At 44.3% G+C, this 15,019-nt stretch carries 14 protein-coding genes; 10 read left to right on the top strand and 4 right to left on the bottom strand.

The genetic code is table 11. From position 1 onward, the window contains the following. Nucleotide 1: 1 nt before the first annotated feature. A complete protein-coding gene (locus tag JKJ11_RS11465) occupies nt 2-571 on the bottom strand; it encodes a PilZ domain-containing protein (RefSeq protein WP_006075597.1) in 570 nt (189 codons plus the stop codon). A 174-nt stretch (nt 572-745) separates the two neighbouring features. On the opposite strand from JKJ11_RS11465, the gene lolC reads away from it, so the two are divergent. The 3 genes from lolC (at nt 746) to lolE (ending at nt 3,889) form a co-directional block, all read left to right on the top strand. Continuing rightward, entirely contained in the window at nt 746-1,954 is a 1,209-nt protein-coding gene (lolC, locus tag JKJ11_RS11460) for a lipoprotein-releasing ABC transporter permease subunit LolC (protein WP_038223394.1), read from the top strand. Beyond that, the gene (gene lolD / locus JKJ11_RS11455) at nt 1,947-2,636 is read left to right on the top strand and encodes a lipoprotein-releasing ABC transporter ATP-binding protein LolD (RefSeq protein WP_038229573.1); all 690 of its coding nucleotides are present in this window, start codon (nt 1,947-1,949) and stop codon (nt 2,634-2,636) included. Before lolC ends, lolD begins: the two co-directional genes overlap by 8 nt. A gap of 71 nt (nt 2,637-2,707) precedes the next feature. Then, nucleotides 2,708-3,889 carry a lipoprotein-releasing ABC transporter permease subunit LolE gene (gene lolE, locus JKJ11_RS11450; RefSeq protein WP_252039114.1) on the top strand — a complete coding sequence of 394 codons (1,182 nt, stop codon included), beginning with the start codon at nt 2,708-2,710 and terminating at the stop codon, nt 3,887-3,889. Between the two features lie 136 nt (nt 3,890-4,025). Here lolE and JKJ11_RS11445 read toward each other — a convergent pair whose 3' ends face one another. Next, the gene (locus tag JKJ11_RS11445; RefSeq protein WP_006075333.1) at nt 4,026-4,535 is read right to left on the bottom strand and encodes a DUF2062 domain-containing protein; all 510 of its coding nucleotides are present in this window, start codon (nt 4,533-4,535) and stop codon (nt 4,026-4,028) included. Nucleotides 4,536-4,543: 8 nt separating this feature from the next. On the opposite strand from JKJ11_RS11445, the gene JKJ11_RS11440 reads away from it, so the two are divergent. Genes JKJ11_RS11440 through kdsB form a run of 5 tightly spaced genes read left to right on the top strand, consistent with a single transcriptional unit; the run spans nt 4,544 to nt 10,534 of the window. After that, a complete protein-coding gene (locus JKJ11_RS11440; protein WP_252038206.1) occupies nt 4,544-6,826 on the top strand; it encodes a DNA internalization-related competence protein ComEC/Rec2 in 2,283 nt (760 codons plus the stop codon). Nucleotides 6,827-6,857: 31 nt separating this feature from the next. Beyond that, nucleotides 6,858-8,612, top strand: a complete 1,755-nt coding sequence (gene msbA / locus JKJ11_RS11435; RefSeq protein WP_252038205.1) for a lipid A ABC transporter ATP-binding protein/permease MsbA — start codon at nt 6,858-6,860, stop codon at nt 8,610-8,612. Beyond that, entirely contained in the window at nt 8,609-9,619 is a 1,011-nt protein-coding gene (gene lpxK / locus JKJ11_RS11430; protein ID WP_252038203.1) for a tetraacyldisaccharide 4'-kinase, read from the top strand. The genes msbA and lpxK overlap by 4 nt, the downstream gene beginning before the upstream one ends. Continuing rightward, on the top strand, nt 9,600-9,779 hold the full coding sequence (locus JKJ11_RS11425) for a Trm112 family protein (RefSeq protein WP_006075338.1): 180 nt from the start codon (nt 9,600-9,602) through the stop codon (nt 9,777-9,779). The genes lpxK and JKJ11_RS11425 overlap by 20 nt, the downstream gene beginning before the upstream one ends. Continuing rightward, nucleotides 9,779-10,534, top strand: a complete 756-nt coding sequence (gene kdsB / locus JKJ11_RS11420; protein ID WP_198558060.1) for a 3-deoxy-manno-octulosonate cytidylyltransferase — start codon at nt 9,779-9,781, stop codon at nt 10,532-10,534. Before JKJ11_RS11425 ends, kdsB begins: the two co-directional genes overlap by 1 nt. Nucleotides 10,535-10,553: 19 nt before the next feature. On the opposite strand, the gene JKJ11_RS11415 is transcribed toward kdsB, so the two are convergent. Continuing rightward, nucleotides 10,554-11,276, bottom strand: a complete 723-nt coding sequence (locus tag JKJ11_RS11415) for a pseudouridine synthase (RefSeq protein ID WP_252038201.1) — start codon at nt 11,274-11,276, stop codon at nt 10,554-10,556. Nucleotides 11,277-11,589: 313 nt separating this feature from the next. Here JKJ11_RS11415 and JKJ11_RS11410 point away from each other — a divergent pair, with 313 nt between their 5' ends. Continuing rightward, on the top strand, nt 11,590-13,812 hold the full coding sequence (locus tag JKJ11_RS11410) for an NADP-dependent isocitrate dehydrogenase (protein WP_124939981.1): 2,223 nt from the start codon (nt 11,590-11,592) through the stop codon (nt 13,810-13,812). A gap of 96 nt (nt 13,813-13,908) precedes the next feature. Here the strand turns inward: JKJ11_RS11410 and cspD are convergent, their stop codons facing one another. Next, a complete protein-coding gene (gene cspD / locus JKJ11_RS11405; RefSeq protein ID WP_006075342.1) occupies nt 13,909-14,130 on the bottom strand; it encodes a cold shock domain-containing protein CspD in 222 nt (73 codons plus the stop codon). 562 nt (nt 14,131-14,692) lie between these two features. On the opposite strand from cspD, the gene clpS reads away from it, so the two are divergent. After that, entirely contained in the window at nt 14,693-15,013 is a 321-nt protein-coding gene (gene clpS / locus JKJ11_RS11400) for an ATP-dependent Clp protease adapter ClpS (RefSeq protein ID WP_031494481.1), read from the top strand. Nucleotides 15,014-15,019 lie beyond the last annotated feature (6 nt).

Below are 15,019 nucleotides of genomic sequence, written 5' to 3'. Positions count from 1 at the left end.
TTTATTGGTTGTCTCTGTCTAGCGAGCGCTGTCGAAGCAATTTCTGTTGTTGGTACAAAGCGGCTTTAATTAGTAGGTCTTGGTGTTCTTCAAGGATTCGTACAAAACTCAACGTAACCAATTGGCCTGATTCGGAGTTCTGTATATCGGTGACTTCTGCATAACAATATATACCAGCAGGTGGGTGATCTAGGAAAAGCTTCACCTTGGCTACTTGACCAACTTTCAGTGCTTCTGAAGTGATATAGGTAAGTTGACCTGCACCAAAACTGTGAGTCACATGGCGTTGTGCAGGGTCATCTTGTTGCGAAATAATATAATTAAGCAGCAAGTTAAGCTTGCTGTTTTGCTGTTCAATTAACTCGGCAACGTGCTTGAGGTTATGTTGATTCAGTTCGTGCTTTGCAGCGTCATTTTGCTGATCGAGCAGACTAAATTCACTCGATGCCATAAACGGAGCTGGAATTTCAGCAATGTATTGGTCTAGGTCGGGTAGAGTACTACCAAGTGCTAATGGCTCAATGTTGGCTTTTAAAGGTCCATTTACGGTGAAGAATTCGTTCTGCTGCATACATTTTTCCTAATCGACTTGAATTAATTATCTCTGTGTATGTCTGAGTTATCAAGAAAATGACCGAATGAAAGGTCAAAAGTACGTAATTTAAAAGGAAATTTACAATCGGGGCTACAACCCAATGGGTTTTCTGGTTACATTACTCATAGATTTCGTCCCATGGCCATTATTATGTTTCACCCTTTGCCCGTTTTTATTGGATTACGTTACCTAAGAGGTCGCTCAGGCGATCGCTTTAGTCGGTTCGTATCTTATATGTCGACCGCAGGAATCACTATCGGTGTTTTGTCGCTCGTTACTGTTCTCTCAGTAATGAACGGATTTGAAGCTCAACTGAAAGGTCGAATTCTTGGCGTTTTGCCTCAAGCGGTTATTTCACATGATTCAGGTCGAGTCGACTTAAATGACAAGCCAGATGCGTTGCTGAATAGTTTTGCTACCAGTCAGCCAGCGGTCCCTATTGTCCGCAGTGAGGCTGTGGTCCAAAGCCATCAGGGATTGTCTGCTGCCATGATGATTGGAATTGAGCCCGAAACTGATGATCCGATTCGCTATCGTCTGGTAAGTGGTAGCCTAGATAATTTACAAGCAGGAAAGTATCAGGTTTTGTTGGGTCATACGCTTGCCCGAGAGCTCGATGTGCGCGTTGGCGATAAGGTAAGACTAATGGTTACCAGTGCTAGCCAGTATACGCCGCTTGGGCGAATCCCGAGTCAGCGAATGTTTACTGTTGCTGGGCTTTATAGCACTGGCTCCGATGTGGATGGCCAATTAGTCGTAACTCATTTGAAAGACGCCGCCAAGTTAATGCGTTACAAAGCCGATGAAGCGAGTGGATGGAGACTGTTTTTTAATGACCCGTTCGTTGTTTCCAATTTAAGTGAACAGCCATTGCCGGATGGTTGGTTATGGAGTGACTGGCGCGATCAACGTGGCGAATTATTCCAAGCAGTAAAAATGGAAAAGAATATGATGGGGCTGATGCTTGGGCTCATTATCGGCGTAGCGGCGTTCAATATTATTTCCGCACTGATTATGGTGGTGATGGAGAAACAATCAGAAGTCGCCATTTTGAAAACGCAAGGCATGACTGACCGTCAAGTGCTCGCCATCTTTATGGTTCAGGGTGCCAGCAGTGGTGCACTAGGAGCCATTGTTGGTGGCATTCTTGGTGTGTTGTTGGCAAACAACCTTAATAGCCTATTGGAAGTCATGGGTGTCGCTTTATTTAGCTTTGGTGGACAGTTGCCGATAGTGGTGAATCCTAGCCAAATTATTGTCGTTGTTATTTGCGCTGTGTTGCTGAGTTTAGCAGCCACACTGTTTCCTTCTTTCCGAGCATCATCCGTTAAACCAGCAGAGGCTTTAAGATATGAGTAGTCCGTTAATCGCCTGTCAAAACATTCGAAAAACGTATCACGATGGGGCGGTGGATACCGAGGTACTTAAAGGCGTGAGTTTTGAGATCTCCAAAGGTGAGTTGGTGTCTATAATTGGTTCTTCTGGCTCCGGTAAGTCAACTCTACTTCACGTACTAGGTGCTTTGGATGAGGCAACGGAAGGGGAGGTTACTTTCCTTGGTGAGCCTCTACTGACTTTAAGCAGCAACCAACAAGCCAAGCTTCGTAATGAACACTTAGGGTTCGTATATCAGTTCCATCATCTACTCAGTGACTTTACAGCGGTAGAAAACGTGGCGATGCCGTTACTCATTGGTGGTATGGGAACCAAACTTGCGAAGGCCGAAGCGAGTGCATTGCTAGAGCGTGTGGGGCTAAAACATCGTTTAGAGCATCGACCTTCTGAGCTTTCGGGAGGAGAGCGCCAACGAGTTGCCATCGCTAGAGCTTTGGTCAATAAGCCTGCGTTAGTGTTGGCTGATGAGCCGACCGGTAACCTTGACCATACTACGGCTTTATCTATATATGATTTGATGCGAACACTTAACCAAGAATACGGAACCGCTTTTCTAGTGGTGACTCATGATAATGAGTTAGCCGCGAAAATGGATAGGCAGATGCATATGCAAGATGGCCTGCTACTCGATGCCAAAATTGCGTAATTCAAGGAGCTAATGTGTCACTATCATTTTTTATTGGTAAACGTTTTAGCAAAGCCAAACAACGTAACAAAATGGTGTCGTTTATTTCGATTTCATCCATTGTTGGCATCGCCGTTGGGGTGGCGGTGATTGTCATTGGTTTGTCTGCGATGAATGGCTTTGAGCGCGAGCTGAAGAATAGAGTGTTATCCGTAATTGCCCATGGTGAGTTTGAAGGTGTGAATGCTCCGATCAAAAATTGGCAAAAGGTGATGGACTCGGCAATGAAACACTCAAAAGTAGAGGCGGCTGCACCCTATATTCGAATGACAGCTTTGGTTGAAAAGGGCAGCCTACTCAAAGCTGTTGAAGTTCGCGGCGTTGACCCCGAACTTGAAACCAAAGTGTCGACACTACCAGGCTTTGTGAAAGGCACTGCTTGGCAAAATTTTCATGCCGGTGAACAGCAAGTGATCCTCGGCAAAGGGGTCGCAGATCAAGTGGATGCAAAAGTAGGTGACTACGTAACGTTAATGATCCCAACCACTAGCAACACCAGCAAAGTGCAAGCACCAAGACGAGTTCGAGCCCAAGTATCTGGTTTGCTCGAGTTAAATGGACAGATTGACCATAGCTTGGCGATTGTTCCGTTAGCAGATGCTCAGCAGTATGCTCGACTAGGTAATCAAGTTACTGGCGTTTCTATAAAAGTAGATGACGTATTCAATGCCCCTTTGATTGTTAGAGAGGTGGGTAATACCTTAACGGAGTATGTCTATTTACGTAGCTGGAAACAGAAATATGGTTTCCTATATCGAGATATTCAGTTAGTTCGTACCATTATGTATTTGGTGATGGTTTTGGTTATTGGTGTTGCGTGCTTCAATATTGTTTCAACGCTGATGATGGCGGTAAAAGATCGCGCATCTGAAATTGCAATATTACGTACGATGGGCGCCACAGATGGCCTCATAAAACGCATCTTTATCTGGCAAGGTGTATTTTCTGGCGTAGTGGGTAGTATTGTCGGTGGTATGCTGGGTAGTTTAGTGGCACTGAATCTCACGCCATTGGTTTCTGGCCTTGAGTCTCTCATTGGTCATAAGTTTTTATCTGGCGATATTTACTTTGTAGACTTTCTGCCATCTGAGTTGGTTTGGAGTGATGTGGCTTTAGTGGCGGGGACTGCAACGGTGTTAAGTCTGATTGCGACATGGTATCCAGCAACTAAGGCAAGTCAGTTAAACCCAGCTTCAGTACTGAGCGCCAAGTAATTTAATCTCAAGAAAAAGCCCGTCAATGAATATCATTGACGGGCTTTTTCATATTTGGTCGACAGTCTTGTTGCTTAGAAGTGTCGTCACACTCGTAGTTTCTGTTTACGACTCTGTTGTCAGTTTCAAGCTAACGTTATCTTGTAGCGCGTTGCTGCCAACTGCGAACCACAGAGTAACGCCAAAGGCCACGAATGCCGAAATACCCAGCAACAGAAGCAACAATACCACATATCGCGCACCCTAAGAGGAACGGGGGGCCAATGGTGGTCATTTGGTCGGATAAATATTGCCAAGACAACTCAAAATGGAATGGCTGCGGAGGCGTATTCAAGCAAAATGCGCCGATCTTGTACGCAAAATAAAACAGTACTGGCATGGTCACAGGGTTACTAATCCATACAAGTGCGACCGATAACGGAAGGTTTACACCAAACAGGATAGCTAACCCTGCCGCCATAATCATTTGGCTTGGTAGTGGGACAAAAGCCATAAACAAACCAACCGCAAAAGCGCCTGCCGCTGAGCGTCGATTTAAACACCAAAGGTTTGGGTTATAGAGGACATTGCCGAACACTTTCAATGCCTTTTGTCGCTTGATCATCTCGTGATCGGGCATGAAACGTTTAATGAACTTTCTTGGCATAGGGAAACATGACTCTCTTAACAGGCATTGTTGCACCGTTGGTTTTTTCACTAACACTTATCAGTGTTGCGTGGTGGCCAATGATGCCTCATTACTACTGGCTGATTCCTACATCCTTAATTAGCATAGCCTTACTAATAAAACGCTGCTCGTTAATTGCAGTGGTTTTTATTGCAATGTCCGTGGCTTTGATACAAGGGAATCTTTACAAGCACCAATCAGAGGTGCTTTACCGATTTGGCACAGATATTACCATAAAAGGACGAGTTGACAGCTATTTTAAAAAAATAACTCGTGGATATGAGGTTGAATTGACGATTTTATCGATTAATGGAGAAAAATTGTCATTCTTTGAGAGGCCTAGCGTTAAGTTATATGCACCGATAGCGTTAACAATGGGCGATGAACTCCAAGCTTTGGTTCAACTAAAACCCGTTGTTGGTGTTCTTAATCAGGTTGGTTTCGACAAAGAGCAATACTATTTCTCGAATCGTTTTTTAGCCGACATTGTTCTAGCAGATGACAGTCATTTTATGGCTCGAAGTACGTATGATTGGCGTTCGAAATTACATCGGTTGGTAACGTCTGCGACTAAAAACAGCATACATCAAGGTTATTATTTAGCGCTAATTTTCGGTGATAGAAGCAAACTCGCGTTTGAAGACTGGGCGCGATTAAAACACAGCGGATTGTCTCATCTCGTTGCCATCTCTGGCCTACATATAGGAATAGTTTTTGCCGTTGGGTATTTGGTTGGACGAGGGGCACTGCTGGTGTTGACTTTGCTTCTACCAACAGAACTACGTTATAAAACGACGAAGTTACGTTTATTGTTAGGTATCTTCACAGGATTAGTGTTAGCGTTTTTTTATGCGGCTTTAGGTGGGTTTGCTACGCCAACAGTTCGCGCTCTACTCATGCTTGTCATTGCCAATTCGCTTAGCATTATTCACATCAGGATAATGAGTATGACCACTCTATTAGTAGCTGCCTCTCTCATACTCACCTTGATACCTTTTTCTGCCGCAAGTACCAGTTTTTGGCTTTCTTTTCTCGCTGTCTCCGCACTTATGGTGACCAACTCGGTTGTTTCGTATCAATTTGGTGTTCGTACTGTGTTGTATACCCATGCTTTGCTCTGCTTGCTGTTCATTCCCATTGTGGTCAGCTTATTTCAAGGGGTTGCTGTCGCGTCACCTTTCTATAACTTGCTGTTTGTGCCATGGTTTAGTTTTTTAGTCGTTCCTTTATTGCTTTTAGCGACTGTGATGACAGTCCTCTTGGAAGAGGAGAGCTTTATTTGGTCATTGGTCGATATTCTGATGATGCCCTTTGATTACTCTTTGAACCTATCAAGTTGGTTCTGGATTAACACCCCAAGTTACTTAGCTTTCTATGCGATACCATTAATTTTCGCGTTTATTCTGAGAAAGGTAGTGTCATTGAAGTGGCTGGCATTGTTACTGATATTATGTGCTGTCACATTGCCATTAAAACAAAGCGGGCAAAAAGTTAGTGTTCACTTTTTTGATGTGGCCCATGGGCTCTCTGTTGCCATCAAACAGGGAGATCAAGCTGTACTCTATGATACAGGACGCGCGAGTCCAACTTTCTCAATGGCGAGGACGGTAGTGACTCCCAATCTTTTAGCTTTAGGAGTTAGAGAACTGCACGGAGTTATTATCAGTCATGCTGATAATGACCACGCTGGTGGTGAAATTGAACTCCGTAATTATTGGGAACCTGATTGGGTCAAGAAGCCAGATGGAATGACAGAAGAGCAACTCTGTATTCGAGGTAGAACTTGGCAATGGAAGGCAATTCGATTTGAGGCGCTGTGGCCTCCAAAGAGAGTGGGCAGAGCTTACAACCCACACTCTTGTGTGGTTCTGATTAGTTTTGTTCAGGGAGACAATTCAGTTCATCGAATATTGCTTACAGGCGATATTGAGAAAGTCAGCGAAATATTGATCGCCAGAACACTCTCTGAACTAGGTGTTGATGTTATGAGTGTACCTCATCATGGCAGCCGGACCTCCTCTTCTACGTTTTTGACACAAGTGATTCATGCTGAGCACGTTGTGGCCTCTACGAAATTTCGTTCCCACTGGCAACTGCCTAACGAATTGGTTAAACAACGATACCTAGAGCGAGGTGCTCAATGGTATGAAACAGGTAAGCAGGGGCAGGTTAATTTCGTCTTTTTTGATGGAGAATTAACCGTTTCAACGCTTCGTAACCAGAACCTCGACCCTTGGTATAGGCAGATGTTGCGAAGCAGAGTAGAATGAACAGATAGATAAAAGAAAACGAACAATAATTATGTCGCTAAATCAAGATGAAACGACGCTGCAGACCTTTAAGCGTCTTTGGACTTATATTCGAGAGTACAAAGCGGGTCTCGTCGTTGCGGTGATCGCACTGGTGATCAATGCTGCTGCAGATACCTACATGCTATCACTACTTAAGCCTCTACTTGATGAAGGCTTTGGTGATGTCGAATCGAATTTCTTGAAAATCCTTCCTTTAATCATTCTTGGAATGATGTTCATACGTGGTACCAGTGGATTTGTCTCGACCTACTGTTTGAGTTGGGTATCCGGCAAAGTCGTCATGGAACTACGACGCAAAATATTCAGTCACTTTATGCACATGCCAGTCTCCTTTTTCGATAAAGAGTCAACTGGTGGACTGCTCTCTCGGATTACTTATGACTCAGAACAAGTTGCAGGAGCGACGAGTCGCTCGCTAGTCAGTATTGTCCGAGAAGGGGCAAGTATCATGGGTTTATTGATACTGATGTTCTGGAGCAGTTGGCAGTTATCGCTGGTTCTTTTCGCGGTCGCTCCTGTTGTAGCCTGGGCGATTAGTTTTGTATCTAAGCGTTTTAGAAAGATCTCTCGCAACATGCAAACTTCTATGGGTCATATGACCACTTCAGCAGAACAGATGCTGAAAGGGCATAAAGTTGTTCTGAGCTACGGCGGACAACGAGTAGAAAAAGAGCGCTTTGATCAAATGAGTAACCAAATGAGGCAGCAGGGCATGAAAATGGTTGCGGCTTCAGCGGTTGCGAACCCTGTGATTCAATTGATTGCCTCATTAGCATTGGTTGCGGTCCTTTATTTGGCGAGTTTCGATGAGATTCGTGAGCAACTTACTGCGGGTACTTTTACGGTTATTTTCTCGGCTATGTTTTCATTGATGCGTCCATTGAAAGCACTGACTGGTGTTACGGCTGAATTCCAGCGTGGTATGGCCGCGAGCCAAACTTTATTTGGGCTGATGGACTTAGATACGGAGCGCGATACTGGTACAGTTGAGCTGTCGAAAGTGAAAGGCGACATTAAAGTTAACGACATCACTTTTACCTATCAGGGAACCGAAAAGCCAGCGTTACGCCATGTTAGTTTTGATCTTCCTGCGGGTAAAACCATTGCGCTTGTAGGGCGTTCGGGTTCGGGCAAAAGTACCATCGCTAACTTGTTTACGCGCTTCTATGATGTCGATAGTGGACATATTGAACTTGACGGTCACAAGATTGATGATATTAAGCTGACCAACTTGCGTAAGCATTTCGGATTGGTTTCTCAAAATGTTCATCTGTTTAACGATACTATTGCCAACAACATTGCCTATGCAACTGATGGAGAATATAGCCGAGAGCAAATCGAGCAAGCGGCAAAACTGGCTCATGCTATGGAATTCATTAATGGTCTCGACAACGGCCTTGATACCGTAATCGGAGAGAATGGCGCAAGCTTGTCTGGCGGTCAGAGACAACGTATCGCGATTGCACGAGCTCTGTTGCGTGATGCTCCCGTTCTGATTTTGGACGAGGCAACCTCGGCATTAGATACTGAGTCTGAGCGCGCGATTCAATCTGCGTTGGATGAACTTCAAAAGGATAAAACGGTGCTAGTTATAGCTCATCGCTTATCAACAATCGAAGAAGCTGACGAAATTCTCGTTGTTGATGACGGTGAGATCATCGAAAGAGGTGATCACAATACGTTACTTGCACATAAAGGTGCGTACGCTCAACTGCATAAAATTCAGTTTGGTGACAACGAGTGATTGAGAAACTGTGGTTTGGTCGTAATCCACTAAACTACTTATGGTGGCCGCTTTTGTGGCCACTTAGTGCGTTATATAGAGCGATTGCGAAGCGACGTAGGAAAGCTTTCAGTGATGGTTCAAAAGATTGCTACCGCGCTTCTGTGCCTGTGATTGTCGTTGGCAATATTACCGCTGGTGGTAATGGTAAGACTCCGATCGTTATTTGGCTGGTTGAGAATTTGCAACGTCAAGGTTTCAAACCTGGAGTAGTCTCTCGAGGTTACGGGGGTAAATCTAACCATTATCCTTTGCAAGTGGAAACCCAGACCAGTACTAAAGCCTGTGGCGATGAGCCGAAGCTTATTTATGAAAGAACCAAAGTCCCTGTTGTTGTGGATCCGGTAAGATCGAATGCAGTCAAGGTACTAGAAAGTCTTGGTGTTGATGTGATTATCACCGATGATGGTCTACAGCACTATGCGCTTGATAGAGCAATGGAAATTGTAGTGGTTGATGGAGTGCGCCGCTTTGGTAATGAGCAATCTATTCCACTAGGACCACTACGAGAAACGCTGTCTCGCTTGGAAGAAGTAGACCTTGTTGTTACCAATGGCGGGGAGCCTCGTTTAGGGCAAGAGAAGCGTTTTGAATTACAGCCTGAGCTTGCTATCAATCTAACAACCAATGAGAGTAAAGCTGTGACCGAACTAGGGCAACTCACTGCGTTTGCTGGTATTGGCCATCCTCCACGTTTTTTTAAGACGTTGAATGATCTTGATGCAGATGTGGTGCGCAGCCAAGGCTTTGCAGACCATAAAGATTTTCAACCGGAACAATTATATGCCCTAAGTGATGGGTCTGATAACGTCATTATGACGGAGAAAGATGCCGTAAAATGTCGTTCATTTGCACAAAACAATTGGTGGTATTTACCTGTATCGGCTCAATTTACTGAGCAAGACGGTAGGGAAATACTCAAAAAAATAAACAAGGTAATAGAAAGTTATGGATCACAGACTTCTTGAAATCGTGGCATGCCCAGTATGTAAAGGAAAACTCACTTTTGATAAAGATAAGCAAGAGCTTATCTGTAAGCTTGATCGTCTTGCTTATCCGATTAAAGAGGGTATTCCGGTTTTACTAGAGCCTGAAGCGAGACAAATGAGTATGGAAGAGGGACGCTAATGTCTTTTACGGTCATTATCCCAGCAAGGTATGAATCTTCTCGTTTGCCAGGCAAGCCGTTAGCGGATATTGGTGGCAAACCGATGATCCAGCACGTTTATGAGAAGTCGCTACAATCTGGTGCCGATCGCGTGATCATCGCAACCGATGACCAAAGAGTGGAGCTCGCTGCAAAACAATTTGGTGCCGAAGTTTGTATGACTTCTCCATCTCACGAGTCTGGCACCGAGCGGTTAGCGGAAGTGGTTGCGTCGATGAAAATCGCACCCGATCACATCGTTGTGAACGTACAAGGTGATGAACCTTTGATTCCAGCATGCATTATTAAGCAAGTTGCTAATAATCTTGAGAGCAGCACGGCGCCAATGGCTACCCTCGGTGTAACGATTGAGAATGAATCAGAAGTCTTTAACCCAAATGCGGTAAAAGTAGTGACGGATGAGCAAGGTTATGCGCTGTACTTCAGTAGAGCAACGATACCTTGGGATCGAGATGCTTACGCTGCAGAGCCGAAAAAACGTGCAACTAACCCTCTACTGAGACACATTGGCATCTATGCTTATCGTGCTGGGTTTATTAAGACTTATGTAGAATGGGAGCCGAGTGCACTTGAACGAATTGAGTGCCTAGAGCAGCTTCGAGTGCTGTGGTATGGAGAAAAAATCCACGTCGCAACGGCTCAGGAAGCACCACCTGCTGGGGTAGATACTCCTGAAGACCTAGAGCATGTGAGGGCTATTGTTGCTCAGCAATAATAGCTTTGCTTTGGATTACTTATCTCTTCAAAGCTGGGTGATCGGTGGGGATTTCCAACCAATCACCTGGCTGCAAGCCTCCAATCTCAAACCCTGCCATCGAAGCACGAATAAGCCTTAATGTTGGGAAACCAATATTGGCTGTCATTCGACGTACTTGTCGATTTCTTCCTTCAATAATTGTAATGCTTAACCATGTGGTAGGAATGTTGGCACGAAAGCGCACCGGTGGGTGACGCTCCCAAACGTCAGGCGTATCCATAAGGCTGACTTTCGCAGGCAATGTAGGCCCATCTTTAAGCACTACACCGCGTCGCAGCTTATCTAAGTCATCCTCACAGGGCGCTCCATCGACCTGAACCCAATAGGTTTTTTCTGACTTGGATTTTGGTTGAGTCAGTCTAGCTTGCAAAATACCATCGTTGGTAAGAACCATCAGCCCTTCGCTGTCTCTGTCGAGGCGTCCGGCGGCGTATACATCTTTGACAGGTATGTAATCGGCAAGGGTTTTACGTCCGTCACCATCTGTGAATTGACTTAAAGTGTCATAAGGTTTGTTGAAGAGGATCACTTTGCGTTCTTCAATGGGTAGTCTGCTTCGGTTAGTGTCTGTTTTTCGTTTAACCGCAGGTTTCGAAGTGGACTTTCGCGGTCTACTTCCTGGACCTGAGTGCTGTTTGAAACGTGTAGAAGCAGCGCGGCTTGTCGACTTACTACGAGGTGCCGCTGTTTTATTCGTCATGTTAACTACCTTGCAAAAATGTAAACAAACTGTGTGGTGTAGTTTTGTCTACGGTTGTTTTGAGCTATCATAAGCGCGCTCAAAAACAGGAATAACGCACAAGATAATAGACTAATTGCCCAAATTTGTTTAATTATAAGTGCTTAGGATTTCGTTTGACTGAACAAAAAAAGCCCAATTGAGAGGGTTTTCATGTGCAAACTTTTTGTATCAACCACTCAATCGCGTTCCGTCATAACGTTTACGTGTCCTTGATGAAGGCACGTTGATTAATAAGGGTACTCATACCCAATTAGAACGATAGGGAAATTTCATGCCTACAGAAAAGCCGACAATTATCTATACCATTACTGATGAAGCTCCAGCGCTCGCAACTTACTCGTTGCTGCCGATCATTCAGTCATTTACTGCTTCATCTGGTATCAGTGTTGAAACGAGAGACATTTCACTAGCAGGGCGTATAATTGCTAACTTCCCTGAATACCTCAAAGAAGAGCAACGTATTGGTGATGCACTAGCTGAACTTGGTGAGCTGGCGAAAACACCAGAAGCGAACATCATCAAGCTACCAAACATCTCTGCGTCTATCCCACAGCTACAGGCTGCTATTAAAGAACTTCAAGCAAATGGCTATGATTTGCCAAACTACCCAGAAGAGCCAAGCACGCCAGAACAAGAAGCTATCAAAGCTACTTATGACAAGATCAAAGGCAGTGCGGTAAACCCGGTTTTACGTGAAGGTAACTCAGACCGACGCGCACCGCTATCTGTGAAGAACTATGCTAAGAAAAACCCGCATTCAATGGGAGCATGGTCGAAAGATTCTAAGTCTCATGTTTCTAGCATGACAGATAAAGACTTCTTCGGTAGTGAAAAATCGGTCACTGTTGCTGATGCGACGGATGTGAAGATTCAATTTACTTCAGCTACTGGCGAGACTAGCGTTCTTAAAGAGAAGGTTGCCCTACAAGCGGGTGAAATCATCGACGCATCTGTAATGAACAAGAAAGCGTTGGTGTCTTTCTTTGAAGAGCAAATTGCAGAGGCGAAACAGCAAGATGTTCTGCTTTCATTGCACATGAAAGCGACGATGATGAAGGTCTCTGACCCGGTTATTTTTGGTCACGCAGTTAAAGTTTACTACAAAGATGTATTTGCAAAACACGGTCAGCTATTTGAAGAACTAGGTGTTGATGTAAACAACGGTATTGGTGATGTATACGCAAAAATCGCCTCACTACCAGCCGCTCAAAAAGCTGAGATTGAAGCCGATCTAGCAGCTGTTTATGAAACTCAACCTGCACTTGCAATGGTTGATTCTGACCGTGGTATTACCAACCTACACGTACCAAGTGACATTATCGTTGATGCTTCTATGCCAGCGATGCTTCGTTCATCTGGCCAAATGTGGGGCCCGGATGGTAAGCAGAAAGATACCAAAGCAATGATCCCTGATCGTAGCTATGCAAGTATCTATCAAGCAGTTATCGACTTCTGTAAAGAGAATGGTGCATTTGATCCAACGACGATGGGTAGTGTGCCAAACGTAGGTCTAATGGCTCAAAAAGCAGAAGAGTACGGTTCACACGATAAGACCTTCATCCTAAAAGGTGATGGCAAAGTCGAAGTTATCGATACAGCCGGCAATGTGCTTATTGAGCAGTCAGTTGAAGAAGGCGATATCTTCCGTATGTGTCAGGTGAAAGACGCACCGATTCAAGATTGGGTGAAACTGGCTGTGACACGCGCTCGTGCATCAAGTACGCCAGCGGTATTCTGGCTCGACGAGAACCGTGCCCACGATGCTGAGTTGATCAAAAAAGTGAATCAATATCTTCCAGAGCACGATACGTCAGGTCTAGAAATTTATGTGAAAGCTCCACTGGAAGCAACACTGTTCTCACTAGATCGAATCAAGAAGGGTGAAGACACCATTTCTGTCACTGGTAACGTTTTACGTGATTACCTAACAGACTTGTTCCCAATTCTTGAACTTGGCACATCGGCGAAGATGCTATCTATTGTTCCATTGATGAACGGTGGTGGCCTATTTGAAACAGGCGCTGGTGGCTCTGCGCCTAAGCACGTTCAACAGGTTCAAAAAGAAAATCACTTACGCTGGGACTCTTTAGGCGAATTCTTAGCACTAGCAGCTTCTCTAGAGCATCTAGCGGTCGTTTCTGGTAAAGAAAAAGCGAATGTACTAGCGAAAGCTCTTGATGAAGCAACAGGCAAGTTCCTAGACAACAACAAGTCGCCATCACGTCGCGTTGGTGAGTTAGACAACCGTGGTTCTCACTACTATCTAGCTCTATACTGGGCTCAAGCACTAGCTCTTCAAACAGAAGACAAAGCACTAGCAGACGAGTTCGCGCCAATTGCAGAGCACCTTGCATCAAACGAGAGTGTTATTGTTTCTGAGCTAAACAATGCTCAAGGCGTTGCAGGCGATCTTGGTGGTTACTATCAATTTGACGATGTAAAGACTTCAACGTTAATGCGTCCAAGCTCCACATTGAATAACATTGTTGGCTAATCGCTAAACATCGAATTGTGAAAGGCATAAAAAAACCACCGAAAGGTGGTTTTTTTATAGGTCGTGTCTTCTGTAATGGGTGATTGTTTTGTGAAACTACTTCGCTATGTCACCTTCGACAGGCGTAACTGAGCTAGCGTGATAGCCCTTTGGCCCTTCTTCTACTTCGTAATTCACTTGTTGACCCGCTTTCAGAGTACGGTAGCCATCCATCTTAATAGTGGAGTAGTGTGCGAAAATGTCACCATCCTCGCCTTCTGGACAAATAAACCCAAATCCTTTGGCGTTGTTAAACCATTTTACTGTACCTGTAGCCATGCTATACATCCCTCATGCATTTTTTGTTACTGAAGTCGCTTTGAAGACACTGACCAATCGTGTTTGCTTCTTCTTTGCTGTGATTCAAACTAACTAACCACAACCTAAGTCGTGGCTCTAAACCACATTCATCCGTTTTGAATGTGTTTTTTGCTGTAAGGGTATTCTTACTTTGTGGGGAATACCGATGCAAAACTTGTTAAATTTTAGTCACTAATTAACCACTGTAGTCAAACATTGAGCGGAGTCAATAGGAAAGTCGTATAAATAACTACATATTCTATACATATGCGCTTTGGTTTTAACAAAAGTGTAAAATCTATCTTCTGTTTGCATGAGCTTCATGTATTCTATTTATGAGGGAGGCGAAAGTTTTTTCAACTTGGCTCATATGTGACACACACTAATAGCATTGTTTTGTTTGCAGCGATACAATTGGTGCATTAGTCTCTTAATAGAGATGTTTTTTGAGTGTTGGGTCTCAGGTGTTTTTAGCGACGCTTTTAGCATTGAAATTCAGCACAGTGTTTTGTAATTAAAAGAAAACTCTCAACATTTGGCCATGAGTAAAAATTTTGAATGGGTGACTCCAGACTCAGACTTACTGGAGAAAGAAAAAACTAAGGTTGAGCCGCCGGCAATGTACAACGTTGTGTTAAACAACGATGACTATACGCCGATGGACTTTGTAGTAGAAATCTTGGAACGCTTTTTTTCACTCAACGAAGACAAAGCGACTCAAGTGATGTTAGCGGTGCATTATGAAGGTAAAGCTGTCTGTGGCACCTACACATCCGAAGTCGCGGAAACGAAAGTTGCTCAAGTGACCATGTATTCAAGGGAAAATGAACACCCACTTTTGTGTACCATGGAAAAAGCCTAATTTTCG

It is taken from the genome of Vibrio sp. SCSIO 43133, assembly GCF_023716845.1.
Classification (GTDB): domain Bacteria; phylum Pseudomonadota; class Gammaproteobacteria; order Enterobacterales; family Vibrionaceae; genus Vibrio; species Vibrio mediterranei.
Note: the sequence above shows the minus strand (reverse complement) of the source record. Positions and strands in the feature narration are given on the sequence as shown.